The organism is Azospirillum isscasi (genome assembly GCF_030849505.1).
In the GTDB taxonomy this organism is placed as follows: Bacteria; Pseudomonadota; Alphaproteobacteria; order Azospirillales; family Azospirillaceae; genus Azospirillum; species Azospirillum isscasi.
Genome location: NZ_JAUJFI010000084.1, coordinates 1 through 24,651, shown reverse-complemented (window position 1 = coordinate 24,651; position 24,651 = coordinate 1). Strand labels below are relative to the sequence as shown.

Annotated in this window: 26 protein-coding genes; 12 read left to right on the top strand and 14 right to left on the bottom strand. The window is 67.5% G+C overall.

What is annotated here, in order from left to right; genetic code table 11:
• Together QSG27_RS16965 and QSG27_RS16960 are read left to right on the top strand one after the other, a co-directional pair.
• Nucleotides 1-2,008 (top strand): response regulator (locus tag QSG27_RS16965; RefSeq protein ID WP_306708137.1); only part of this gene is annotated, 2,008 nt, incomplete at its 5' end.
• Between the two features lie 25 nt (nt 2,009-2,033).
• Nucleotides 2,034-2,336, top strand: coding sequence for an HNH endonuclease (locus tag QSG27_RS16960; RefSeq protein WP_306708135.1), 303 nt, complete (start codon nt 2,034-2,036; stop codon nt 2,334-2,336).
• Between the two features lie 85 nt (nt 2,337-2,421).
• Here QSG27_RS16960 and QSG27_RS16955 read toward each other — a convergent pair whose 3' ends face one another.
• Both QSG27_RS16955 and serA read right to left on the bottom strand, forming a co-directional pair.
• Entirely contained in the window at nt 2,422-3,129 is a 708-nt protein-coding gene (locus QSG27_RS16955) for a hypothetical protein (protein ID WP_306708133.1), read from the bottom strand.
• Nucleotides 3,130-3,209: 80 nt separating this feature from the next.
• The gene (gene serA, locus QSG27_RS16950) at nt 3,210-4,463 is read right to left on the bottom strand and encodes a phosphoglycerate dehydrogenase (RefSeq protein WP_456062068.1); all 1,254 of its coding nucleotides are present in this window, start codon (nt 4,461-4,463) and stop codon (nt 3,210-3,212) included.
• Between the two features lie 222 nt (nt 4,464-4,685).
• On the opposite strand from serA, the gene arsC reads away from it, so the two are divergent.
• Both arsC and prmB read left to right on the top strand, forming a co-directional pair.
• Nucleotides 4,686-5,027, top strand: coding sequence for an arsenate reductase (glutaredoxin) (gene arsC, locus QSG27_RS16945; RefSeq protein WP_306708129.1), 342 nt, complete (start codon nt 4,686-4,688; stop codon nt 5,025-5,027).
• A complete protein-coding gene (gene prmB / locus QSG27_RS16940) occupies nt 5,028-5,969 on the top strand; it encodes a 50S ribosomal protein L3 N(5)-glutamine methyltransferase (RefSeq protein WP_306708127.1) in 942 nt (313 codons plus the stop codon).
• On the opposite strand, the gene QSG27_RS16935 is transcribed toward prmB, so the two are convergent.
• Complete coding sequence (locus QSG27_RS16935) at nt 5,970-6,590, bottom strand: GNAT family N-acetyltransferase (protein WP_306708125.1); 621 nt, start codon at nt 6,588-6,590, stop codon at nt 5,970-5,972.
• A gap of 264 nt (nt 6,591-6,854) precedes the next feature.
• Between QSG27_RS16935 and QSG27_RS16930 the strand changes: the two genes are divergently transcribed.
• Nucleotides 6,855-7,190, top strand: coding sequence for a hypothetical protein (locus QSG27_RS16930; RefSeq protein WP_306708123.1), 336 nt, complete (start codon nt 6,855-6,857; stop codon nt 7,188-7,190).
• Between the two features lie 48 nt (nt 7,191-7,238).
• Here the strand turns inward: QSG27_RS16930 and pssA are convergent, their stop codons facing one another.
• Both pssA and QSG27_RS16920 read right to left on the bottom strand, forming a co-directional pair.
• Complete coding sequence (gene pssA / locus QSG27_RS16925) at nt 7,239-8,117, bottom strand: CDP-diacylglycerol--serine O-phosphatidyltransferase (protein WP_306708121.1); 879 nt, start codon at nt 8,115-8,117, stop codon at nt 7,239-7,241.
• Nucleotides 8,114-8,812, bottom strand: coding sequence for a phosphatidylserine decarboxylase (locus QSG27_RS16920; protein WP_306708120.1), 699 nt, complete (start codon nt 8,810-8,812; stop codon nt 8,114-8,116). The genes pssA and QSG27_RS16920 overlap by 4 nt, the downstream gene beginning before the upstream one ends.
• A 127-nt stretch (nt 8,813-8,939) precedes the next feature.
• Here QSG27_RS16920 and QSG27_RS16915 point away from each other — a divergent pair, with 127 nt between their 5' ends.
• Nucleotides 8,940-9,404: a hypothetical protein gene (locus QSG27_RS16915; RefSeq protein ID WP_306708119.1), complete on the top strand. Its 465-nt coding sequence runs from the start codon at nt 8,940-8,942 to the stop codon at nt 9,402-9,404.
• A gap of 3 nt (nt 9,405-9,407) precedes the next feature.
• On the opposite strand, the gene QSG27_RS16910 is transcribed toward QSG27_RS16915, so the two are convergent.
• Nucleotides 9,408-10,502 (bottom strand): LysM peptidoglycan-binding domain-containing protein, encoded by a 1,095-nt coding sequence (locus tag QSG27_RS16910; protein WP_306708117.1) that lies wholly within the window; start codon nt 10,500-10,502, stop codon nt 9,408-9,410.
• A 332-nt stretch (nt 10,503-10,834) separates the two neighbouring features.
• On the opposite strand from QSG27_RS16910, the gene QSG27_RS16905 reads away from it, so the two are divergent.
• A complete protein-coding gene (locus QSG27_RS16905; protein WP_306708115.1) occupies nt 10,835-13,045 on the top strand; it encodes a calcium-binding protein in 2,211 nt (736 codons plus the stop codon).
• A gap of 143 nt (nt 13,046-13,188) precedes the next feature.
• Here the strand turns inward: QSG27_RS16905 and QSG27_RS16900 are convergent, their stop codons facing one another.
• Nucleotides 13,189-13,356, bottom strand: coding sequence for a hypothetical protein (locus QSG27_RS16900; RefSeq protein ID WP_306708113.1), 168 nt, complete (start codon nt 13,354-13,356; stop codon nt 13,189-13,191).
• Between the two features lie 142 nt (nt 13,357-13,498).
• Here QSG27_RS16900 and QSG27_RS16895 point away from each other — a divergent pair, with 142 nt between their 5' ends.
• The 4 genes from QSG27_RS16895 (at nt 13,499) to QSG27_RS16880 (ending at nt 16,944) form a co-directional block, all read left to right on the top strand.
• Nucleotides 13,499-14,083 carry an LOG family protein gene (locus tag QSG27_RS16895; RefSeq protein ID WP_306708111.1) on the top strand — a complete coding sequence of 195 codons (585 nt, stop codon included), beginning with the start codon at nt 13,499-13,501 and terminating at the stop codon, nt 14,081-14,083.
• 240 nt (nt 14,084-14,323) lie between these two features.
• On the top strand, nt 14,324-15,547 hold the full coding sequence (locus tag QSG27_RS16890; RefSeq protein WP_306708109.1) for an NADP-dependent isocitrate dehydrogenase: 1,224 nt from the start codon (nt 14,324-14,326) through the stop codon (nt 15,545-15,547).
• 158 nt (nt 15,548-15,705) lie between these two features.
• Nucleotides 15,706-16,086 carry an oxidoreductase gene (locus tag QSG27_RS16885; RefSeq protein WP_306708107.1) on the top strand — a complete coding sequence of 127 codons (381 nt, stop codon included), beginning with the start codon at nt 15,706-15,708 and terminating at the stop codon, nt 16,084-16,086.
• Nucleotides 16,087-16,335: 249 nt separating this feature from the next.
• Complete coding sequence (locus tag QSG27_RS16880; RefSeq protein WP_306708105.1) at nt 16,336-16,944, top strand: exopolysaccharide biosynthesis protein; 609 nt, start codon at nt 16,336-16,338, stop codon at nt 16,942-16,944.
• A 95-nt stretch (nt 16,945-17,039) separates the two neighbouring features.
• Here QSG27_RS16880 and QSG27_RS16875 read toward each other — a convergent pair whose 3' ends face one another.
• The 4 genes from QSG27_RS16875 to QSG27_RS16860 all read right to left on the bottom strand — a co-directional run bounded on the left by QSG27_RS16875 (nt 17,040) and on the right by QSG27_RS16860 (nt 20,478).
• Entirely contained in the window at nt 17,040-17,408 is a 369-nt protein-coding gene (locus QSG27_RS16875) for a GcrA family cell cycle regulator (RefSeq protein ID WP_306708104.1), read from the bottom strand.
• Nucleotides 17,409-17,583: 175 nt separating this feature from the next.
• Entirely contained in the window at nt 17,584-18,378 is a 795-nt protein-coding gene (locus tag QSG27_RS16870) for an anti-sigma factor family protein (RefSeq protein WP_306708102.1), read from the bottom strand.
• The gene (locus QSG27_RS16865; protein ID WP_306708100.1) at nt 18,378-18,929 is read right to left on the bottom strand and encodes an RNA polymerase sigma factor; all 552 of its coding nucleotides are present in this window, start codon (nt 18,927-18,929) and stop codon (nt 18,378-18,380) included. The genes QSG27_RS16870 and QSG27_RS16865 overlap by 1 nt, the downstream gene beginning before the upstream one ends.
• A 103-nt stretch (nt 18,930-19,032) precedes the next feature.
• Nucleotides 19,033-20,478 (bottom strand): NADP-dependent isocitrate dehydrogenase, encoded by a 1,446-nt coding sequence (locus tag QSG27_RS16860; RefSeq protein WP_306708099.1) that lies wholly within the window; start codon nt 20,476-20,478, stop codon nt 19,033-19,035.
• Between the two features lie 267 nt (nt 20,479-20,745).
• On the opposite strand from QSG27_RS16860, the gene QSG27_RS16855 reads away from it, so the two are divergent.
• A complete protein-coding gene (locus QSG27_RS16855; RefSeq protein ID WP_306708097.1) occupies nt 20,746-21,225 on the top strand; it encodes a phosphate-starvation-inducible PsiE family protein in 480 nt (159 codons plus the stop codon).
• A 17-nt stretch (nt 21,226-21,242) separates the two neighbouring features.
• Here the strand turns inward: QSG27_RS16855 and QSG27_RS16850 are convergent, their stop codons facing one another.
• The 3 genes from QSG27_RS16850 to QSG27_RS16840 form a co-directional block, all read right to left on the bottom strand.
• Nucleotides 21,243-21,563, bottom strand: a complete 321-nt coding sequence (locus tag QSG27_RS16850) for an antibiotic biosynthesis monooxygenase family protein (RefSeq protein ID WP_306708095.1) — start codon at nt 21,561-21,563, stop codon at nt 21,243-21,245.
• Nucleotides 21,564-21,658: 95 nt separating this feature from the next.
• Nucleotides 21,659-22,363 (bottom strand): regulator of G-protein signaling domain-containing protein, encoded by a 705-nt coding sequence (locus QSG27_RS16845; RefSeq protein ID WP_306708093.1) that lies wholly within the window; start codon nt 22,361-22,363, stop codon nt 21,659-21,661.
• Between the two features lie 132 nt (nt 22,364-22,495).
• Nucleotides 22,496-24,187, bottom strand: a complete 1,692-nt coding sequence (locus QSG27_RS16840) for a methyl-accepting chemotaxis protein (protein ID WP_306708091.1) — start codon at nt 24,185-24,187, stop codon at nt 22,496-22,498.
• Nucleotides 24,188-24,651: the final 464 nt, after the last annotated feature.

Here is a 24,651-nt window from a genome sequence, read left to right as displayed (position 1 = left end):
CCCGGCACCGATCCGCGAGGTCAACGCGGTGGCCGGCGCGCTGAACCTCGCGGCCCGCCGCCTGCGCGACAGCGAGGCCCAGCAGCGGCTGGTCATGGAGGTCGTCGGGCTGGGCGTCTGGCGCTTCGACGCGCGCAGCCGCCGCTTCCACGGGTCGGACCGCACCGCCGCCCTGCTCGGCGTCCCGGTGCTGGACGGCGCCTCGGTCGAATCCTGGATCCGCAACGTCGCGGCGGACCACCGCAACGCCATCCGCGCCGCCCTTTACCGCGAGGACCCGGCGAGGGGCGAGCTGGAGGCGGAGTTCCCGGTGGGGTCGCCCGACGGGCAGGTGCGCTGGCTGGCCATGCGCGGGTCCTGCCTGACCGACCCGGACGGCGCCGCCCGCGCCGTCGGCATCCTGGAGGACGTGACGGAGCGCCGGCGCGCCCACGAGATGCAGTTGGGCGAGCTGGTGGACCGCCACGCCTCCGACCGCCGCCTGTTCGCCGCGATCATCGAAAGCTCAACCGACCTGATCGTCGCGGTGGACCAGGAGCTTCGCTACATCCTGTTCAACGGCGCCTACCAGCGGGAGGTGGAGGCGCTGTACGGCCAGCGCCCGGCCATCGGCCAGCGGCTGCTGGACATGCTGGAACGCCTGCCCACCGCGCAGGTCACCGCGGAGTCCCTGTGGGGCCGCGCGCTGGGCGGGGAGCGCTTCACCATCGTCGAGGAGTTGGGCGACCCCGGCCTGACGCGCAAGCGCTACGAGCTGGCCTTCGGAACCATCCTGGACGCCAGCGGGCGGCGCATCGGCGCCTATCACGTCGCCCGCGACGTGGAGGAGCAGGAACGCACCAACCAAGCCCTTCGCGAGATCGAGGAGACGCTGCACCAGGCCCGTAAGATGGAGGCCATCGGCCAGCTCACCGGCGGGATCGCCCACGACTTCAACAACCTGCTCCAGGCCATCGGGACCTCGCTGTACCTCCTGCGGTCCGCCGGGGAGCGCGGCACGGCCAACCCCCAGGTGCTGGACATGGCGGAGAAGGCGGTGGAGCGCGGCGCCACCCTGACCCAGCATCTGCTGGCCTTCTCCCGCCGGCAGCGGCTGGAGCCGAAGACGGTGGACGTCGGCGCCCTGGTCGCGGGCATGAGCGGGCTTCTGGAGCGCACGCTGGGCGGCACCACCCGCATCGTGACGGAGACGGAGCCCAGCCTGTGGCCGGCGCGGGTGGACCCGAACCAGCTCGAAATGGCCATCCTCAACCTCGCCATCAACGCGCGGGACGCCATGGCGGCGGGCGGCACCCTGACCATCCGCACCGGCAACTGCCCGGACGAGGCGGAAGGGCGCCCGCTCGACCTCGCCGCCGGGGACTGCGTGTCCATCGCCGTCACCGACACCGGCAGCGGAATGAGCGAGGAGACGGCGGCCCGCGCCTTCGAGCCCTTCTTCACGACGAAGGGCGTCGGGCACGGCACCGGGCTGGGCCTGTCGATGGTGCACGGTCTGGCCGCCCAATCCGGGGGAACGGTGGTGCTGACGACGCGGCTCGGCGCCGGCACCACGGTGACGCTCTACCTGCCGCGGGCCGACGCCGAAGAGGATGCGGCCCAGGGCGCCGAGTCGCCTCCCGCCGTCCAGGCGCCGCCCCGCCCCGCCACCATCCTTCTGGTGGAGGACGAGGCGCTGGTCCGCATGGCGACCGCGACGGTTCTGGAGCAGGCCGGTTTCCGCATCATGGAGGCGTCCGGCGGCCCCGACGCGCTGGACGCCTTCGCCCGCGAACCGGAGGTCGATCTCGTGCTGACCGATTACGCGATGCCCGGCATGACCGGTCTGGAGCTGGTCCGGGAACTGCGCACCCGGCGCGCCGGCCTGCCGGTCCTGATGGTCACCGGCTATGCGGAGATCCAGCGGGCGTCGGCCCTGGAAGGGTTGCAGATCCTGCAGAAGCCCTACCGGGCGGACGAGCTGGTCGCCCGCATCCGCGCCGCCCTGCCCGCGGCGTCGCCCGGCTGACTGCGGCCACCGCTTCGGAAGTGCCATGCCGCCGAACCCGCCCCATCCACCCTGCCCGCTCTGCGGACGCCCGATGGTGCCCGGCCCCAGCCTCAACGAGCACCACCTGATCCCCCGCACCCACGGCGGGCGGGAGACGGTGACCCTGCACCGCATCTGCCACGCCAAGATCCACGCGGTGCTGAGCGAGGCGGAACTGCGCGACCGCTACCACACCGTCGCCAGCCTGCGCGCCCATCCGGACATCGCCGCCTTCCTGCGCTGGGTCGCCCGCAAGCCTCCGGAATTCATGGATGGACACGCCTCGGGACGCGGGCGCCGGCGGTGAGGACCCCAGGGCAATCGCATTTGGCGCCAAACCCCTCTCCCGCCCCGGGAGAGGGTGGCCCGAAGGGCCGGGTGAGGAGCCCGCTTCACACGCCCCCGATGTAGCGGTTGATCTCGCCGTTGCAGGACCGGCCGATGCGGTCGTATTCGGCGGGGGTGTCGACACGGGCCTGACGCGCGTTCCGTTCGCGCCCGAACTCCTCGATCAACTGGCGCATCGCGGCCCGGATCGGCTGCTCGATCGCCGCCATCACCTGCCGTTCCGAGCGGCCCTGGACCGGACGGGCGCGGGCGACCACATCTTCCAGCCGGCGCTTCAGGGCCGGCACGTACTCCCGCAGAAGCTGCTCGTCCACCGCGACGTGGCGCATCTCGTGGGCCAGCACCTCGCCGTGGATGCAACTGCCCTGCGGCAGCTCGCGGGCCACATAGACGGTCCGCTCGTCGTAACCGAAGGTGACCGTAAGGGTCTGCGCCGCGCCGCAGTAACGCCCCTGCCCCAGCGACGCGGTGACGACGCCGACCTGCCATTGCTGATTGTACTGGATGGCCGCCAGCCCCATGATGTGGGCGTTGGCGGTGCGGCCCGCGGTGGGGCGCCGTCCCGGCTTCTGGGCGAGCTGCCGGATCGACTGGCTGTAATCGGTGCGCAGCGGGGCGACCTGCACGTCCAGAACCACGCGGCCCGGCGCGAAGTCGGGACAGGACGCGACCCCGGTCTGCGCCGCCGCGGGCACCGCAAAGGCCACCCCTCCCCCGCCCAGGCACAGGAGCGTCAGGAGGCCGGCGCGCAAACACGGTCGGAAGGGGCGGAGGATCATTCCGCCTATGTCGGTGCGGCCCCCGCCAACGGCAAGGGCCGCGCGTCCCGCCCTCAGCAGCCGCCCAGCTTGCCCGGATAGAGGAAGCGGGTCTTCAGCGTGCCCTCGATGCCGCGCAGGTCGCTCGTCACCTCGTTCTCGTCCACGTCGCCGTCCACATCCACCACGACGTAGCCCAGCTCCGGATCGGTCTGGAGATACTGCGCGGCGATGTTCAGGTTGCGGCCCGAGAAGACCTCGTTGATCTTGCGCAGCACGCCCGGACGGTTCTCGTGGACGTGCAGGAAGCGGGTGCAGCCGGCATGGACCGGCAGGCCGACCTGCGGGAAGTTCACCGCGCCCATGGTCGAGCCGTTGTCCGAATACTCGATCAGCTTCTGCGCCACCTCGGTGCCGATGTTGGCCTGCGCCTCCATCGTCGAGCCGCCGATGTGCGGGGTCAGGATCACGTTGTCCAGCCCGCGCAGCGCGCTCTCGAACACCTCCTGGTCGCCGCCCGGCTCCTTCGGGAACACGTCGATGGCGGCGCCCAGCAGGTGCTTGTCCTTCAGGGCGGCGGCCAGCGCCTCGATCACCACGACCTTGCCGCGGGCGGCGTTGATCAGGTGGGCGCCCTTCTTCATGGCGCGGATCTGCGCCTCACCGATCATGTCGCGGGTCTGCGGGGTGTCGGGGACATGCAGGGTCACCACGTCGGACACCGCCAGCAGCTCCTCCAGCGAGTGGCAGGGCTGGGCGTTGCCGAGCGCCAGCTTGTTCACGACGTCGTAGTAGCGGACCTTCATGCCCATCGATTCGGCCAGGATCGACACCTGGGTGCCGATGTGGCCGTAGCCGACTATGCCCAGCGTCTTGCCGCGGATCTCGTAGCTGTCCTTGGCCGACTTCATCCAGCCGCCGCCGTGCACGAGGTTCGACTTCGAGAAGATGCCGCGCATCAGCATGATGATCTCGCCGATCACCAGCTCCGCCACCGACCGGGTGTTCGAATAGGGCGCGTTGAAGACCGGGACGCCGAGTCGGCGGGCCGCCTTCAGATCCACCTGATTCGTGCCGATGCAGAAACAGCCGACGCTGAACAGGCGGGTCGCCGCCTCCAGCACCCGGGCCGTCAGATGGGTGCGCGAGCGGATGCCAAGGATGTGAACGGAACCGATGCGCTCCAGCAGCTCCGATTCGTCCAGCGCGTGCGGCAGGCGCTCCACCGTGGCGTAACCGCCGTGCGCCAGCTCGCCGATGGCGTTGTCGTGAACGCCTTCCAGCAGCAGGATGTTGATCTTGTCCTTGGAGAGCGAGAGCTTCGTCACGGCCGGCATCCGTCGAAATGAATGGCCCCGCACGCGGCGGGCCGCCAAAAATGCGAGCGCGCAAGGTAATGCCAAGCGCCGGCCTTGTCACGCAAGGGATGTTGCGTTGGCGTTGCCATTCCGCATGGCGGGTTGGCGCGGCACGCGGGGCGGGTGTATTCCTGCCTCAGGCAGAAACCGAGGCCCCGAACCGAAGCCGGCAAGAGCGAGGGAAAATCCGGGATGAGCGACGTCACCATCTACCACAACCCGCGCTGCACCAAGTCGCGCCAGACGCTGGAGCTTCTGAGGTCCAGGGGCGTCGAGCCCACCGTCGTGGAATACCTGAAGACCCCGCCCGGCGCGGCGGAGCTGAAGGCCATCCTCGGCAAGCTGGGCAAGGGTCCGCGCGACATCCTGCGGTCCAAGGAGGCCGCGGAGGCCGGGATCGCCGGGGACCTGGACGGCGACGCCCTGATCGCTGCCCTGTCCGCCAACCCCACCGCCATCGAGCGTCCCATCGTCGTCAAGGGCGACAAGGCCCGCCTGGGCCGTCCGCCGGAAAGCGCTCTGGAGATCCTGTAAGTGACCAATCCCTCCCTGGACCTCACCCCCGCCGACGCGGCGACCGAGCTGCGCACCGTCCGCGACCTGATCCGCTACGGCGTCAGCCGCTTCAACGAGGCCGAGCTGGACTACGGCCACGGAACGACCAACGCCCATGACGAGGCGGTGTTCATGGTGCTGGAAGGGCTGAACCTGCCCATCGACCAGCTCGACCCCTATGTGGACGCCCGCCTGACCCTGGCGGAGCGCCGCAAGGTCGCCGACCTGCTGCACGCCCGCGTGGAGACGCGCAAGCCGGCCTCCTACCTGCTGAACAAGGCGTACATCCAGGGCATCCCCTTCTATGTGGACGAGCGGGTGATCGTCCCGCGCTCCTATATCGGGGAGATCCTGTTCTCCGACCTGATCGGCGGCGACGACTTCACGCTGGTGGAGGACCCGACGGAGGTGGAGCGGGTGCTCGATCTCTGCACCGGCTCCGGCTGCCTCGCCATCCTGGCCGCGCAGATCTTCCCGGAAGCCCAGGTGGACGCGGTGGACCTGTCCGCCGACGCGCTGGAGGTGGCGAAGCGCAACGTCGCCGACAGCGGGTTCGAGGAGCGCATCGCGCTGCACCATGGCGACCTGTTCGCACCGCTGAAGAACCGCAAGTACGACGTGATCATCACCAACCCGCCCTATGTGGACGCCGAGGCGATGGCCAACCTGCCGCCGGAATTCCGGCACGAGCCGGAAATGGCCCTGGCGTCGGGCGAGGACGGGCTGGACATCGTGCGCCGCATCCTGAAGGAGGCGCCCAAGCACCTGACGCCGGAAGGCGGCCTGCTGTGCGAGTTCGGCACGGGCCGCGAGATCCTGGAGGCCGAGTATCCCGACCTGGACTTCTTCTGGGTGGAGACCGCCAACAGCTTCGGCGAGGTCTTCTGGCTGACCCGCGACCAGCTGAAGGCGGCGAAGTAACTACACCGCGCGCCGGAGAAGGACGCTTCCCCCCTGGTGCGGCAGCCGCTCGTGCCAGGGGAGGTCGGCGCGCCCGATCTCGGCGAAGCCCTCCCTGTCGTAAAGGCGGCGCGCGTCGGCGTTGTCGGCCCAGACATGCAGCGTCACCCGGTCGAACCGGCCGCTGCGCGCCCGCCCATAGACCCAATCCAGAAGTTGGGCGGCAATGCCGCGGCGGCGCCATGCCGGATCGACGGCCAGCGCCGACAGGAAATAGCTTCCCCAGTCCTGAACCCGGTTGAAATCCTCCATATGGGCCAACCGGTCGGCGGGCAGGCCGGTGTAGTCCTGGGTCTTGATCCAGTCCACGGGATAGGCGTGGGCGACGCCGACGATCCGCCCCGCCACCTCCGCCACGCCCGAATGGCGGTGGGAGAAGGAGCCGGAGGTCCCCGCCAGCCCCGGCACCAGCATCTCCGCCGCCGTCAGGCCGGGGACCAGCCCGTCGAGAAGGAACTCGTAGACGCCGCCGCCGGCCATGTCGATCAGCCGCGCCAGCTCCGGCGCGTCGTCCGGCTCGGCCGGGCGGATGCGGAGACCGCCAAAATGGGTGCCGCCAAATTGGATGCCGTTGTCGCTCATGGCCTTGCGTTTCCTGATGTTTGCGTTCTTTCCCTCTCCCGGGGCGGGAGAGGGTGCCCGCAAAGCGGGCGGGAGAGGGGATCACGCGTCCCCGACTCCGTTGACCGTCGCCGCCCATCGCCCTATCCTGCCCGGCATGACGACACGTCCCCTAACCCTGGGTCTGCGAATTAGCAGCCCGGTTCTCGCGTGAGAGCCGGGGTTTTCGCACGTCTGCAGGTCTGATCCTGCACTCATCGACTCAGACTTAGGTATGACCGACCCATGTCCACCGTCGTCTCCACCGTCGTCCTGGCGGCGCCCGCCGCCGAATCCCGTCCGTCCGATCCGAACCGCCTCGTCCGCTTCGCCGTACGGGCCGACGCCGATCCAGGCACCCTGCCCCGCGTGCTGGAGCTGTTCGCCAAGCGCGGCCTCGTCCCGCTGTCGCTGAACGGCCGCCTGCTGGGCGACGAACTCACCGTGGAGGTTGAGGTCAGCGGGATGGTGGCCGCCGAATCGAACCATGTCGGCAACTGCCTGCGCCAGATCCCCATGGTTCTGGCGGTCACCGTGACCGAGCGGACCGTGCCCGCCGACCTGCCCGCCGCCGCCGAGTGACGGCGGCGGGCAGGTCGTTCAGCCACACGCCGTTCAGCCACACGCCGTTCAGTCGGTCGCCGTCTTCGTGGTTTCCTGCGAAGACGGCGACGCGGCCTCCTCCGCCGGCGTCTCCACCGTCTCCTGCATCAACTGGGCGGCGTGCTGCAGCTTGCGGAACTGCGCCACCGAGAAGGGCAGGCTCGCCAGATAGGCCAGCCCGAGGAAGGCCAGCGTCCACCAAGGCTGGCTGACCAGCGAGGCGGCGAGCAGGCCGACGCCGACCAGGCCCGGGATCACATACTGGGTCGGCACCCGCATCCCCTTGAAGGAGAAAGTGGGCAGCGTGCTGACCATCAGCCCGCCGATCGCCAGCGTCCAGGGCACCACGATGGCCGGGTGGCCGGCGATGTCCGGCCCGGCCTCGAAGCCGATGACCATGGGCAGCACCGCCAGACCGGCGCCCGCCGGGGCCGGAACCCCGGTGAAATAGTTGAAGGCCCAGGGCGGCAGGTCCACGTCGCCCAGGCGGGAGTTGAAGCGGGCCAGCCGCAGCGCCGCGCAGACGGCGTAGGCCATGGCGGCGATCCAGCCCAGGCTGCCAGCGCCGTTCAGCGCCCACAGATACATCAGGAAGGCGGGGGCCACGCCGAAGCTGATGACGTCGGACAGGCTGTCCAGCTCCGCGCCGAACTTGCTTTGCCCGTTCAGCAGGCGCGCGATCCGCCCGTCCAGCGCGTCGAGGACCGCCGCGATGACGATGCAGACGACCGCCGGCTCCCACCGCTCGTGCATGGCGAAGCGGATGGCCGTCAGGCCGGAGCACAGCGCCAGCACCGTCAGCACGTTGGGCAGAAGATGGTTGATCGACAACCCCTTCAGCCGCGGGTGCGGGCGGCGCGCCCGGCGCTTGCGGAACACTGCCGGCTTGAAGACCGGTCGCTTCATCGGCGGACATCCCCCTGCCGTTGCGGTTCGGTGGCGGTCAGGTCGGCCAGAACGGTCTCGCCGCCGATCGCCGTCTGCCCGACGCAGACCAGCGGGGCCACGCCGTCCGGCAGATAGACGTCGGTGCGGCTGCCGAATCGGATCAGGCCGAACCGCTCGCCCGCCTTGACCTCCTGCCCGGCCTTCACCCAGTAGAGGATGCGGCGGGCGACGAGGCCGGCGATCTGCACATAGGCGATCTCACGCCCGTCGGGAAGACGGTGGCGGAAGGCGGCGCGCTCGTTCTCCTCGCTGGCCTTGTCCAGCGCGGCGTTCACGAAGGTGCCCTTGTGGTACTCCGCCGCCACGACGGTGCCGTCCGCCGGCACGCGGTTGACGTGCACGTTGAAGACGTTGAGGAAAATGCTGATGCGGGTCAGCGGCTTGTCGCCCATGCCCAGCTCCGGCGGCGGAACCGCGGGAACGATCATGGTCACGCGCCCATCGGCGGGACTGACCAGCAGGCCGGGGCGCGTCGGCGTCACGCGATCGGGATCGCGGAAGAAATACACGCACCACAGGGTCAGCACGAGCCCCAGCCAGCCCAGCGGCTTCGCCACGGCAAGCCCGAGAACCAGGGAGACCACGGCGAAGGCGGCGATGAAGGGCCAGCCGGCGCGGTGGATCGGAACGACTACGGTGTTGAGGGCGGACATCGCCGGTTACTTCAGCCTCGGATCGTTGGAGCGGCGCATTCTAGACAGCATCCCACGCCCTTTACAGAATTTTAGCAGGGAGGGTGGAGAGTCAGGTCACCAACCCCACAGGAATGAGCGAGCCACCGTGTCCGTTCCCGCCGCCCGCCTTCAGGCCATGCCGTCGCTCGCGGAGGTCTCGCAGACCGCCCTGCCCTTCAGCCCCGACTCCTTCGTGATGACGCCGGAAGGCGTGCTGGGCATCGCCCAGCCGCCGCGCCCGGCGCGGCTGCACTTCATGGCGGACGGGCTGCCCTTCAGCATCGCCGTCGGCTTCGACGGGGAGAAGTCGCGCTCGCAGGTGTGGGCGGAGATCGGCCACATCCCCTACACCGCCCAGTCGCCGGAGCGGCGGCGCCAGCTCCTGGCGATCCTGCGCGGCATCCAGGACCGGCGGGGAACCCGCTTCCTGGTCCAGGAAGGCCAGAAGATCCTGCTGTTCTCCGAAGCGGAGTTCGAGGGGCAGGCGGCGCCGGAGGATCTGATCCACCAAACCGTGGTGGCGCTCCAGCAGGCGCGCCCCTTCCTGCGCCTGCTCGCCCCCTATCTGTAAAATTCAGTTCGAGACCGGAAGCGCGAAGATCTGGCCCGGATAGATCAGGTCCGGGTCGCGGATCTGGCCGCGGTTGGCCTCGTAGATCAGCGTGTACTGCACGCCGCGCCCGTAAGTGGTGCGGGCGATCCGCCACAGGCTGTTGCCGGGCTGGACGACCATCGACCGGCCTTCCGGCAGGCTGGCCGGCACCTCCGACACCTGCACCGGCAGCTCGACGCGGGCGGTGACCTTGCCCGAGTCGGTCACCTGATCGGCGCGCAGCGTGTAGACGCCCGGCGCCACCGCCCGTTCCGGGCGCAGCCGCCAATGGCCGTCCGGGTCGGTGTGGGCGCGCCCGACCAGCAGATTGTCGAGATAGAGCTGCACGGCGGTTCCCGGCTGCGCCCGCCCGCCCATGGCGACCTGCCCGGAGGCGTCGTAATCCATGCTCTCCAGAGACACGCCCCCCGGCGGCGGCGGGGCCACGCCGCGGGTGGCCGGGGCGGCGGAAGCCTTCGGCGCCTGGAGCACGGTGCTGCCCCCCAGACCGTCGCGCGGCACGGCGACGGCCAGCGGCCCGGTGGGCGTTTCCGAGGAAGCCCCGCCGGTGGCGGGCGGCGGGTCCGGCACCATGACGACCACCACGCGCTCCGATGGGGTCGGCTCAGCGGCGGGGGTCGCCTGCTCCGACAGGCTCAACTCGCGGGTGCCGGGGGCCAGGGGCCGGTCGGGAAGGAGAACCCATTCGCCGCGCGCGTCGGCGTTGACGGAGCCCAGCGACCGTTCCCCGTCATGGACCGTCACCGACGATCCCGGCGTGGCGCGGCCCGCCATCACGGTGGCTCCGTCGGGGGCGACGCGCACGATGTCGAAGCGCGGCCCGGCGGGCTCCTCCGCGGTCTTGGCCTGGGCGGGCGGGGGGGACGGCGGCTTGGCGGGGGTCACGCTGCCCAGCGCGATGGCTGTCCCGGAAGCGGCTGTCCCGGAAGCGGCTGTCCCGGAAGCGGCCATTCCGGCGCGGGGAGCCGGCACCGGCGCCGGATCGAAGACCAGATACGCAACAGCAGCGGCGGCGACCACCGCCGCCGCACCGCCGAACAGGAGAGCTTGCTTCACCGGAGCACCGCCGCATCACCGCCGGCTGACACGCCGGCCAGCGGAAGGATAGCAGATCACGGCGGTGGAACTGAACATCGCCGATGGAGCAGGCGCATAGCCGCATCGGGACCCGCGCACCGCCTTCGCGCCGCAGGGCGGGATGGCCCGGCGGCGGCAGGTATTGCACAGGGCGTACGAAACAGGCGCCATTCAGCCGTTTGCAGTAAAACGGGCTAAAGACGAACTCTTTTGGGTGAACAAAGATATCAAAAGAGTTGCAATCATCGTTTTTTCAGAAAAAAGAACATGCTAACCTACCCTTCGCGTGCATTTCTTCATGACAGCTCAACGTGCGTGACGAAGATCTTTCCTGCCAGTTTCAAGGTTATGACTGGAACACCCCGAAACAACCTGAACAGGAGGAGAAGGAAATGCCTTTGTTCGTCAAAGATTTCTACAGCCTGAGCCCTCAAGATGTTGAGGGGGCATCATTTCTGGAAACACCGGAAACCGTCATTTTCCCTGACGATGGCGGAACATACATTTGGAGTATCGATCAGTCATATTTAAATCAGAATATCTACTTCTTACCTGATGTCGTCGTTTTGAGTGGTGGCGGCACCAATGCCATTCTCATGGAAACGAGCACACCGACCGTTGGACTCTATCAGCTTGTGTACAGCAAAGACATCTTTGGCGACGAACATCCTCAGTTACATGGATTGAATTTTCAGTTCAATGATCTTCGCGACACGATTCTAGAAAACAGTTATAATTCAGCTTCTTTTTCTTACTTTTCTAAAGTGAGCGATGTTGTAAGTCAACCCGCTCTCGACCCGAAATGGTACACCCCGACCAATCAGTATTTTATGACCGTTACCAGCAATTCTTCATATTCGGAGTTCAAGCAGGCCACCGCCTACGCCGGCCTCGGATTGGAACTGCCCAACCCTGGCCGCCTTTTGATTGCAACGGGCGATCCCACGGGACAGCGCAGCGCGTCCTGGGGAGGCTGGGTTGAAACGCTGACCATCGGCACCCCGGATGACACTCCCGACGGCACGCCCGATGACACGCCCGGCGGCACGCCGGATGACACGCCCTTCACCACCCCCATTCCAGACGAGGCCAAATGGGTGCCGCCTGCGGGCAACGATCTGTCGTCCGGCGTGATTCAATCACCGTCCTACGAATATGACGAATCGACCACCGAATGGTCGATCAAACTGCCCGCCCCGTTTGAAGGGCAGGATTCCGAGTGGCTCGCCGGTCGCGGGTTGGAAGCTTTGCGCCGCGGCGCTGCGGATGCGCTCACCGATACATTCAAGGAGATGGCGGACAGCGTGGCAAACCGCCTCGGCCTTGGGCGGGTCGTTGAATTCTGGAACACCACCGAAAAGGTAAAGGAATTCGAAGACACCCACACGAATTTCATAACTCGCCAACTGGAACAGCTCAACAAAGGATTCGACGCCGTTTCGAAAAACGACTCGAACTTCGATGTCAACGCCTGGGAACAAGACAACAAGAATTCCGTAAAAGATTGGCTATACGCGCTCAGCGAGCAAGTCGCACCTGATTGGGCCAAGAAACTTTTTTCATCCATGCAAATTCTGGAAAGCCACAGCGATATTTTCTACACGATGGTTATGGGGAAAAACGAAACCAATCTCGCCGATCATGCGGACATCGCCCTTGGCGGCACCGGGAACGATAATTTCAAAGGCGGGGGAAACACCGATTTTCTATCGGGCTTTGACGGGGACGATGCGCTGTTCGGGGAGTCCGGCGATGATTGGCTGTACGGAGGAAGTGGCCGGAACACGCTCGATGGTGGCGAGGGAACGGACACGGCGCTGTTCGCCGGGGCCATGGAGCAATACCGGTTCGGGCAGGAAGGGGCTTCATTGATCGTTGCGAACGCCTCGACCGGCAGCCACGACAGCCTCGTGTCCATCGAGCAGCTTCGCTTCGGGGCGAACGGTCCGATCGCGCTTGCCGACCTGCTCGCATCGGTCAAGCTGGAACCGCTTGCCGCGGTGTGGCGCGACGGCGTGTCCAACCACGCGCTGCTCGACCCGTATGTTGGACCGGTCGATTACCTGAATTACCAACTGCTCGGCGTCGAGGGGGGCGAGGCCATACGGACGACCTCCGGGAACGACTTCGTCAATCTGCTCGCCGGCGATGACGCTTGCGAGGGCATGGACGGTCAAGACGTGCTCGACGGCGGGACCGGTTCGAATTTCCTGACCGGGGGAGCGGGCAGCGACACCTTCTTCGTCGATGGCCGCGGTGGCGGCGTAACGTGGTCCACCATCACGGACTTCGAACCGGGCGAATGGGCGACGGCCTGGGGTTGGAAGGCGGGCCTGTCGACGCTGACCTGGGAGGAGATGGGCGGCGCCGACGGCTACAAGGGGGGAACGGCCCACATCGATCTCGACGCGAACGGCACCATCGACATGAGCATGACCTTTACCGGCAAGCAGGTCGGGTCCGTGGTCACCATGCCAGGGCAGGTCGGGAGCGAAGCCTACCTCGCGTTCCGGCTTTCATGACTTGCCGGGGGTAGCGCGGGCGCTTGACGATCGGGCAACGCATGCAACCGCCTGGGGAGGCTTCGGGTGCGCCGGACAGGTCTGGTTCACGCACACGAAGCCCCGCCCGACGCCGCCGGCGGCAGACTCCTCCGTCCGCATCGTCACTTTTCCAGCTTCGCGACGGTGGCGGGAGAGTCGGCGGCCGCCGACCCCGCACCCGCGTTCGCCGCGGTCCCGCGAGCCAGGCTGTCCAACCCGCCGCCGAAGCCGAGAAACAGAAGCGCGGCGACCGAGATGGCGGCCAGGGCATTGACGACGCGCGAATCCATATGATTCCTCCCGATGGGCTGAAGTCCGATGTCCGGGTAGACGCCGCCCCGGCTTTGCTATTCCCTTGCCTTTAGGTGACCCCGCCGGCCGCACCGGAACAGTCACCGGAACGTGTACCCAACCGGCGAGAAAGGGTGAGCGATGAAGGCCCCGAATTCCGTCTGCGTCTATTGCGGCTCATCCAGCCGCGTCGCCGATGTCCACAAGGATGCCGCCCACACGCTGGGCGACGGGCTGGCGCGGCGGGGCATCCAGCTCGTCTACGGCGGCGGGCGGGTCGGGCTGATGGGCATCGCCGCCGACGCCGCCCTGGCCGCCGGCGGGCACGTCGTCGGCATCATTCCGGAGCACATCCAGTCCGCGGAGATCGAGCACACCGGCCTGACCGAACTGCACGTCGTGGACAGCATGCACACCCGCAAGCGCCTGATGGTGGACCGGTCCGACGCCTTCGTGGTGCTGCCGGGCGGGCTCGGCACGCTGGACGAAGTCTTCGAGATCCTGACCTGGAAGCAGTTGCGCCTGCACGACAAGCCGGTGGTGATCGTCGATGTGGACGGCTACTGGCGCCCCCTGCTCGGCCTGATCGACCATACGGTGGCGCAGGGTTTCACCCAGCCGGCCCACCGCGCCCTGTTCACCGTCGTCGATGACGTGGACGGCGTGTTCGCCGCGCTGGCCCATGAACCGGAGCCCGCGTTGAAGATTCCCACACAAAAGCTCTGAGAAAGCCAAGTGGTAGGACCAGATCGCGCAAATTGCGTCGTTTTCAGCGCGATATCGTCTGTTTTGATGCCCCGCGGTCCTTTCTTTCGGCAGTGCCCCGGTGCTATATAACCGCCATCCGTTTCCGTCCGGGGAACCGGGGCCCGTCTTCGGATGGACGTCCCGGCCCGTGCCCTCGCACAGCGCGCCCGGCGTCCAAGCATAAGACAACCCCTACCCGTTCGGGGAGAACTCGCACCCATGACGAAGATCAAGGTAGCCAATCCGGTCGTCGAACTCGACGGCGACGAGATGACGCGCATCATCTGGCAGTTCATCAAGGACAAGCTGATCCTGCCGTACCTCGACATCGACCTGAAGTACTACGATCTCGGCATCGAGAACCGCGACAAGACGGACGACCGGGTGACGGTCGAATCGGCCAACGCGATCAAGCAGTACGGCGTCGGCGTCAAGTGCGCGACCATCACCCCGGACGAGGCGCGGGTGACGGAGTTCAACCTCAAGAAGATGTGGAAGTCGCCGAACGGCACGATCCGCAACATCCTGGGCGGCACCGTGTTCCGCGAGCCGATCGTCTGCTCCAACGTTCCGCGCTACGTTCCGGGCTGGACCAAGCCGATCATCATCGGCCGCCACGCCTTCGGCGACCAGTACAAGGCCACCGACTTCGTCGTTCCCGGCAAGGGCAAGCTGACCATCAAGTGGGTGCCGGAAGGCGGCGGCGAGCCGATCGAGCACGAGGTGTACGATTTCCCCGGCGGCGGCGTCGCCATGGGCATGTACAACCTGGACGAGTCGATCGAGGGCTTCGCCCACTCCAGCTTCATGTACGGCCTGGAGCGCGGCTACCCGGTCTATCTGTCCACCAAGAACACCATCCTGAAGGCGTATGACGGGCGCTTCAAGGACATCTTCCAGAAGGTGTTCGAGGAGCATTACGCCGCCCAGTTCAAGGCCAAGGGCCTCGTCTACGAGCACCGCCTGATCGACGACATGGTGGCCTCCGCCCTGAAGTGGGAAGGCGGCTTCGTGTGGGCCTGCAAGAACTACGACGGCGACGTGGAGTCGGACGTGGTGGCGCAGGGCTTCGGCTCGCTGGGCCTGATGACCTCGGTTCTGATCACGCCGGACGGCAAGACCGTCGAGGCGGAGGCCGCCCACGGCACGGTGACCCGCCACTACCGCGAGCACCAGAAGGGCAAGGAGACCTCCACCAACCCGATCGCCTCGATCTACGCCTGGACGCAGGGCCTGGCCTATCGCGGCAAGTTCGACAACACGCCGGACGTCGTGAAGTTCGCCGAGACGCTGGAGCGCGTCTGCGTCGAGACCGTCGAGTCGGGCTTCATGACCAAGGATCTGGCGATCCTCATCGGTCCGGAGCAGCCCTGGCTGACCACCAAGCAGTTCCTCGACAAGCTGGACGAGAATCTGCAGAAGAAAATGGCCGCCTGGGCGTAACGCGCGTTCCGCGTCAGGTGCGACGACGCGTCCCGGTCAAACGGGGCGCCCAGTCGATGTAAGGTTGCGGCGGGGAGTTTCGGCTCCCCGCTTTTTTCTTGCGCGCACGGCCGTGAGGCCGGCGCGGACCTGACGAACCGGACTTCGAGAATTTCCCAATGGCCAAGGACATCTTCCGCATCGCCGTGATCGGCGCCGGCGAAACCGGAACGCCCCTGCTGACGCAGCTTCTGGACGCTCCCTTCGTGGAGATCCTGGGCGTCGCCGACCTGGACGCCGAGGCCCCCGGCATGCGGCTCGCCCGGGCGCGCGGCGTCACCACCACGACCGATTTCATGGACCTTGCCCGGCTCGGCGAGGCGGTGGACGTGCTGATCGACGTGACCGGCGTGGCGAAGGTGCGCGAGGCGCTGCGCCAGCACATGCAGGACAGCGGCAACCACCACACGCTGATCGTCCACGAGATGCTGGTGCAGCTCATGCTGTCGCTGCTCAGCGGGCGTCTGGTGCAGTTGAAGCACGAGGTCGAGGAGTACTGATCCCCGCCTCCCAAAGGCATCTCAAAGGCACCTTTCCGACCGGCAAGTCGCTTCATCGCCCGACCTGCCGCCACTTCCCTTCCCCGTCATTCCCGCGAAGGCGGGGGTGACGAGGAAAAAGGTGGTCGCGTGCCGGAAACCGGCCTCTGCGCAGTAAGTCAGTGCCTTTCCCGCCCCCTCCCCTTTCCCGAACGGCCCCGCGCCACCACATGGACGCGGCAAGGATGGAAAAGGGAGTTGAGAGAGGCCATGGACACGAAGGACCCGGCACCGGCGTCCGCGCTGCTGAAGCGGCTGCACGGACGCATGACCGGCGATACGCCGACGCTGGGAGAGGTCCTGGGCCATCTCGGCGACCGGGCGCCCGGCTTTCTTCTGCTGGCGCTGGCGATCCCCGCCGTGGTGCCGACGCCGGGCCTTCCGGCGGGCATGATCTTCGGCACCGTGCTGGCTCTGGTGGCGATCCAGATGATTGTGGGCCGCGACCGGCTGGAGGTGCCGGGCTGGATCGGACGCCGCCGCGTGGCGCGCACCACGCTGGAAAAGATCGTCGAGAAGGGAACGCCGATGGTCGAACGGCTGGAAGCCCGGCTGCGGGCCCGCTGGCCGTCCCTGACCCGCCGGGGCGTGCTGCGCCCGCTGGGGGTTTTCGTGCTGGTGATGGGAATCCTGATCGCCCTGCCCATCCCCTTCGGCAACACCCTGCCCGGTCTGGCGGTGCTGGTGATCGCGCTGGGGCTGATCGTGAAGGACGGTCTGGCGGTCGCCGCCGGTCTGGGTCTGGGCGTCGCGGCGGCGGGGGTCTCGGCAATGCTGATCGCCGGAAGCTGGTGGGCGATCACCTCCGCCCCCATCTGAGGGGCACCGGTTTGACGGGCACCGGCCCGGGTGACGCGCCGGGCGGGCGCCCGTATGCGGAGAGCGCCCGAATTCCGGAAGAAAACCGGCGGGAACTATGCCGCGCCGACGCTGCGGTCCTCGTCGCGCTTCTTGCCGGAGGATGTCGGCTGATAGGCCACCGCCGCGTGCTCGGCGCAGTAAGGCAGGCCGGGCAGCGAGGGCTTGCCGCAGAAATGGAAGTCCTGATGCTTCGGGTCGCCGACCGGCCATTTGCACATGCGCTCGGTCAGGGCGAGGATCGTCGCACCGCGGGTCGGCTTCTTCTTGATCGGCGACGGGCGTCCCGACAGGCCGAGACGGTGCGCCTTCCCGATCACCGCATTGCGGGTGATGTCGCCCAGGATGTCCGCGATTTCACTCGCGCTCAGCCCCTGGGCCCAGAGGTCCTTAAGCTGCTGAACCCGCTCGTCCGTCCAACTCATCCCCTGTCTCCCGTGGTCCGGTAACCGGTGACTTGGTTAACCAATATACCTTCCGACCAGACGGCCGTTTTCCATAAGGCGCAATATTTTGTGCCCAACGCCGGCAAACCTACCAGATGGACACATAGAGGGATAGGGGGCTTGAGCAACATTCCTGTGCATAAGTCTGTGGGTGTTATGAGTTCAACGCGCCGTACACCTCCTCGGCTATGGCCGAAAGGGTCACTCGGTCGAGGTCACCCGTTACCGCCCACGCCAAACCGTTGTCCCGCCAGTAAAAAGCCTGGACGTTGCCGTTCTGGGCAAACCGGAAGGAGGTGTCCGGCGCGCCGGTGGCCGGACGGATGTAGAGAGTGATGCGGCGACCCGCCGCATCCTGGTACATGAGCTGCGCCGCCGGCCCCTGGGCGTCCGACAATAGGCGCCCGCCCACCAGATCGTAGCCTTGTCCGGCCAGCCGCGGCGCCCGCAGGGGCTTGCCCAGCCGCTTGGACAGCCAGCCCACCAGATGCTCCTCCTGGTCGGCCCCGACCTCCACCGGATGGCGGACCTCCACCACGAAGACACGATGGGCGGCAACGGCGTCGGCGACGAAGGCGGCCCCGCCGCCCGCCGCCCCGCCCGTCCAGCCGCGCAGCCACCAGCCCCCCGCCCCGCCGGCCAGGAACACCAGAAGCACCGCCGCCGCGGCCAGCATCCGGAGCGGAGAAAGCCGGCGGCGCGGCCGCACCCCCTCACGCCCCCGGCTGTAGGGCGGAGCCAGCGCCGCCGGCAAGGGCCGGTCGATCAGCGGACCGAAGGCGCCGTTGAGCAGCGCCCGCTGGGCGCGGTAGCGTTCGAAACGGCGGGCCAGCTCCGGATCGCCGGCCAGATGGCGCTCGACCTCGGCGTGCCGCTCCTCGGGCAGTTCGCCGTCCATCCAGGCGTGCAGGTCGGCCTCGGTCACCGGGGCGCCCGGTTCGGTGTTCATCACTTGACCCTCCTCACCGCCTGCTCCGTTCCTCCGTCCATCAGGACGCGCAGCCGCTCCCGCGCGCGGGCCAGACGCGACATGACCGTCCCCACCGGAACTCCCAGCACCTCCGCCGCCTCGCGGTAGGACAACCCCTCCAGCCCGGTCAGCAGAAGCACGGCCCGGTGCTCCTCCGACAGCCGGTTGAAGGCGCGCACGAAATCCCGCACCTCCGCGCGGTCGGCGGGAGCGGCGCTCAGCGCCAGATCGTCGGCCAGATCCTCCACCGGAACCTCCGGCCCACGGCGGCGGCGCCAGCGCAGGCCGGAGACGTGCAGATTGTGCAGGATCGACAGCAGCCAGCCGCCGAGCCGGGAGACGTCGCGCAGCGTGTGCCGGTTGGCGAGCGCCTTTTCGATGCAGTCCTGCACGAGGTCGTCGGCGTCGGACAGGTTGCCGGCCAGCGCCGCCGCGTAGCGGCGCAGCCGCGGCACCTGCGCGGCGATGGCCCGCTCGTCCACCGGATCGTTCGAACGGGGTGGGTCGGGAGGCGGCTTTGGCGGAGGCATGCGGCGGCGCTCCCCTCGGAAGGACGTCTTGCCCGTCTGGACGCCCGGCTGGGGACGATTATTCCACCGCTTCGCGGAACTGTCTCTTCAAACGCTTCGCGGTTCAGGCCGCGGAGAAGCCGGACTTGCCGTCGAAGTTGCACAAATTCTCGGTCTGGGTGAAATCCAGCCCGGCGCGGGCGAGGCCGGCCAGAAGCTCCACGATGTCGGCATGGCCGACCGCCACCCCCTCCGGCGCCAGGAAGCGGCAGCGCCAGTGGTCGGTGCAGAAGACACCGATGTTGCCGTCCGGCCAGACCTTCTGCGAGCGGTTGGAGATGCTGGACAGGCGCAGCGCCGGGGTGGCCACCGGCAGCACCAGCCCGGCCAGCTCGTCCGGGTTGCCGCCCGGCCAGTGCAGGAACACGTCCACCCCCACCAGCTCCTTCACCGCCATGCGGCGGGGGGACAGCCGCACCCCGGATTCATAGGCCGGGCGCGCGGTGACGGCGTAGCCGACGCTGGGCAGCGTCACCGGCATCTGGCCCAGCCGCTCCACCACCGCGTCGGCGAAGGCGTGGGTGCCGACGCGCAGGCGGCTGACCCCGCGGCTGAAGATGTCCACCGTGTGGACGCCGTCCTCGACGGTCTTGAGCCAGGCGTTGTGGATGCGCCCCGCCACGTCGCCCTGCCCGATGTGGACCAGCATCATCACCGCGGCCATCAGCAGGCCGGAGGGGTTGGCGATGCCCTGCCCCGCGATCATCGGCGCCGATCCATGGATCGCCTCGAACATGGCGCAGGCGTCGCCGATGTTGGCGGAGCCGGCCAGCCCGACCGAGCCGGTGATCTGGGCCGCGATGTCCGACACGATGTCGCCGTAGAGGTTCAGCGTCACGATCACGTCGAAGCGCTCCGGCTGGTCGGCCAGACGGGCGGCGCCGATGTCCACGATCAGGTGGTCGGCTTTGATCTCCGGATATTCGGCGGCGATCTCGTTGAAGATCTTCAGAAACAGCCCGTCCGTCATCTTCATGACGTTGTCCTTGACGAAAGCCGTCACCTTGCGCCGGTGGTTGGCGCGGGCGTAGTCGAAGGCGTAGCGCACGATGCGCTCCGACCCCGGGCGGGAGATCAGCTTGACCGACTGGATCACGTCGTCGGTCTGGCGGTGCTCGATCCCGGCGTAGAGGTCCTCCTCGTTCTCGCGGATGATGACCACGTCCATGCGCGGGTGCCGCGTGCGCACATAGGGGTGGTGGGACACGCAGGGGCGCACGTTGGCGAACAGCCCCAGCGTGGTCCGCGCCGTGACGTTCAGCGACTTGTTGCCGTAGCCCTGGGGCGTGGTGATCGGCCCCTTCAGGAAGACGCGGGTGCGGCGGATCGAGCCCCAGCCGGCGGCGTCCAGCCCGCCCAGATGGCCGCGGCGGTAGACCTGCTCGCCCGCCGGCACCTCCTCCACCTTCAGGCGGGCGCCGGCGGCCTCCATCACGTGAAGCACCGCGTCGGTGATCTCCGGACCGATGCCGTCGCCGCGGGCGACCGTGATGGGGGTGGTTTCGCGCATCCATTCACTCCAAGGGAGCCCCCGTGGCGACCAAGCCGGAGGGGCCAAGCCGGAGGGACCGGGGCGACCCTAGACGAAAGCAGGGCCGAAGTTCAATGGCCGGCGGTTTTTCGCGCCTGCAAAGCCGGGACCATTCGTGCGGCGACTTGACGCTGACCTGCAATGCCTGCGCTTTCCCGATGGCGGCAATCGGAAAACGGCGGGAGTGTCCGGCGGGTTGAGCTTCTATACCTCCGGCGCCCTTCGAACCTGCGAGCCGCGCCCCCCATGCCGCCATCGCTTCCCCGCACCGCGCCCAATTCCCTTTTGGAGCAGGGCCTGATCCGCGCCCTGAAGTCCTTCAACGGGCTGCTGCACGTCGTCCTGGCCATCGCCCTGGTCGCGGCCAGCGCCATGGTGGTCTGGGAATTCTTCGTGGAAGCCTGGGCGGCCTTTCAGAAGGACCAGCTCGCGCACGGCTTCCTGCACGCGCTCGGCGTTCTGTTCATCGTCTGGACCCTGTCCGCCCTGATCTCGGCGGAGGTCGATTACGTGCGGACCAACCGCTTCCACCTGCGGGTCTTCCTGGAGGTGGCGATGATCACGCTGCTGCGGCAGTTGATCGTGCGCCCGGTGCAGGCGGTGGCGGGCGACGTGCAGACGGGCGACTGGTCCAGCCTGTGGCAGTACGGCCTTCTGCTGGCCGGCCTGATCACGGTCGCCATCGCCCATCGCCTGATCGGGGACGAGGACGCGCTGAAGACCTGAGCGCGGGAGCGCCCGGCTCAGCCCTCGCGTCCGACGGTCTGGATCACCTCGAACCCCTCGAACTGCGGCGGGCCGAGGTAGAGCGGCTTGCGGTCGCCGGCCCCGCGATGGGCGGCACGGAATTCCTCCGACCGGGTCCAGGCCAGGAAATGCGCCTCCGACTCCCAGACGGTGTGGGAGGAGTAGAGGCGGTGATCCTCGTAACGCGGGCCGCGCAGCATGTGGAACTCCACGAAGCCGGCGACCTTGCTCAGGTGAACCTCGCGGTTCAGCCAGACCTCCTCGAAGTCCTGTTCCGCCTCCGGACGCACGCGGAAACGGTTCATGGCGATGTACATGGCGAAGCCTCCCGATGCCGTCCCCGAAGGGGGTTGATCCTGAAGGTGACGGCGGAGGCCCGCCCCGTCAACCGGTCCCCTCCGCGATGCTCCGGCTACATCTCGCCAGCGGCGACCGCGCTTTGCAGGCGCCCGATGGTGTCGCTCAGGTTCAGGCCCAGATCGAACGACACGTCGTCCCAGGGAATGGAGGCCCATTTGCCCTGAGCGGCGGCCTGCCTGCACGCCTTCAAGGTCGCGGACCTGATGTTCACCTCTTTGGGCGCCTTGGGATCGACATACTCCTCGTAGGCTTTCCTGGACGCATCCTCCTTCGACAGCTTGCGCCGCAGGATCAGGTCGTACAGCTCGACATTCTCCAGCGAATATTCCTTCTTGGCCTGCTTTTGCAGCAGCTTGAACCAATAGGGCGACTTGAAATAGCCGTCGATGTTCTTCGGCAGGTCGTCGAAGCGCTCCAGGTCCGTCACGACGTCGGCGGAGATCTTGCTCAGCGCCGCCACCATGTCGGCGCAGGCTTCGGCGTAGACGGCGTCGCCGTCCTGCCTGGCGGCCTTGCCCGCCGCGTCGAGCGTGGGGATGTAGTTGCCCGCCGCGGTCTGGAAGGCGCGGGCGTGCTTCTGCGCGTCCTTCACCGTCGTGGCGGCGTCGTAGCTCTTGAGTGCGCCCTCCAGGCCGGTCGAGCTGATCTTGCTGAACAGCTTGCCGAAGCGGCTTTTGGGATCGGGCTTCTTCTTGCCCGTCGCCTTCTCGAAGCGGTCCTTCGCCTTCTTCCAGGACTGAAGATAGGATTTCGCCACGGCACCCTCCATTCGAACGCTGGTCGGGGGTGACGATAGGAACCGGATTTTGGTCCGGCAAACGCCGTTCGGTCCGTTCAGGATGTATAGCGGCGGGGCGGCGCGCCTGTCCGTGGTGCCGCCCCGCCCCCCTTACGCGGCGCGGATGCCCGCCAGGAAGCGTTCCACCTCCGTCCGCAGGGCCTCCGACTGGCGGGACAGCTCCCCGGCGGCGCCCAGCACCTCGGTGGCGGCGGAGCCGGTCTGGGTGGCGCCGTCGCTGACCTCCGTGATGTTGGTGGTCACCAGATGGGTGCTGTGCGCCGCCTCCTGCACGTTGCGGGCGATCTCGCCGGTCGCCGAGCCCTGCTCCTCGATGGCCGAGGCGATGATGGTGGCGATCTCGCTGATGGTGCCGATGGTGTCGCCGATCCCGTTGATGGCCGCGGCGGCCCCGCCGGTGGCCTCCTGCATCGAGGCGATCTGGGCGGCGATCTCGTCGGTTGCCTTGGCGGTCTGGTTGGCGAGGTTCTTCACTTCCGACGCCACGACGGCGAAGCCCTTGCCGGCCTCGCCCGCACGGGCCGCCTCGATGGTGGCGTTCAGCGCCAGCAGGTTCGTCTGCGAGGCGATGTCGGTGATCAGCTTCACCACGTCGCCGATCCGCTGCGCCTGCGCGACGAGGCCCTGGACGCGCTCGTTGGTCTGCTGCGCCTCGCCCACCGCGTGGCCGGCGATGCTGGTGGAGCGCGTCACCTGGCCGCTGATCTCGTTGATCGACGCCGTCAGCTCGTTGGTCGCCGCGGCGACGGTCTGCACGTTGACCGAAGCCTGTTCGGCCGCCGCCGCCGTGTTGGCCGCCTGCCCCTTGGTCCGGTCGGCAGTCGTCAGCATGCTCTGGGCCGTGGCCTCCAGCTCCGTTGCGGCGGACGCCACGGTGCGCAGGATGCCGGAGACGTTCCGGTCGAAGGACTGGACCAGCTCCTCCACCGCGTGGGTGCGCAACTCCTTGGCCCGGCGCTCCGCCTCCTCGGCGGCCATCATCCGGTCGCGGTCGACGGCGTTGTCCTTGAAGACCCCCACGGCCTTGGCCATGCCGCCGATCTCGTCCCCGCGGCCAAGCCCCGGAACCGCCACGGAGGTGTCGCCCCTCGCCAGGCGCTCCATCACGTCGGTGATGCGGGCGATCGGAACGGAGATCCCGATCCGGGCGACCATGATGCTCAGCACCAGCGCACCGAGACCGCCGCCGATGCCGACGACCAGCATCAGGGTGGTCATCAGGCTGTTCAGAACGCCCAACTCCTCGTTGGCCTTGTCGATACCCTGCATGTTCCGCTCGGACGCCGCCTCCATGAGCTGGCCGAGCGTGTTGCGGATCGCGCGGCCCTCGTTGGTGTCGCCATGCTCGCGCGCTTTCGCGGGGCTGGCTTCCATGCCGAGGCGGGCGACCTCGTTGCGGTGCTCGACGAACGCGTGCGCGGTCTTCTGGGCGGCCCCGAACCCGGCCTTGTCTTCCGGCGGCAGGAGCGCCTCCAACTGCGCCATGAGCCGATCCAGGTCCTTGGTGACGCTGAGGATGTTCCTGGCGTAGGGGGTGGCGTCCGCGGTGGTGTCCGCGGCGTAGACGCCGCGGCTGTCCATGACGACCTTGTAGATCACTCCGTTGATGCGCTCGCTGAGCAGCGCGCGCTCGGACCAGTTCTGAATGCTGTCGACCTTGTCGTCATAGGTCTGCATTCCAATGAAGCCAACCCCTCCGACCACAGCAGCCACCAGCCCCAAGATAGCGACGACGCTGTAGATCTTGGCGCTGATGCTGATGCGCGCGAGAACCCCCTCCATCTCCACTTAACCTCTTTGGTTGCATGCCGTCATCACGATGGCGCATGCTTCGTATTGCAACGCTGCGCAATCAAGGAAGAACGACTCGCAGGCAATTGTTTTGACGATCAATGTTGCCGGGAATCCTCACAAGCAAGGCCAAATATTAAATCTTTGTAAAGGCTCGCCGCGTTCGTATTGGGAAGCAATACGAATCCGGAAACCATTCGAAATCACGATATTCTGACGCAGATTTGATCGATTTCTGAGGAAATCCGATTCACCCAATTACTGGGACACACGCCGATTGAAGACGTGTGATAATACAGACAAGGTTCAGCTAAAAATTGAGAACCGCGCAAGCCCGGGGAGTGGACGGAGCGATTGCCTTGGGGAATTTGCGCCTAACAGGCCGCGGAAAAAGGCTATGCCCGGCTTGCCGGTCGTGATTCTCTCCGTTTGAAGAGAATGCGGCCGGTGAGGGG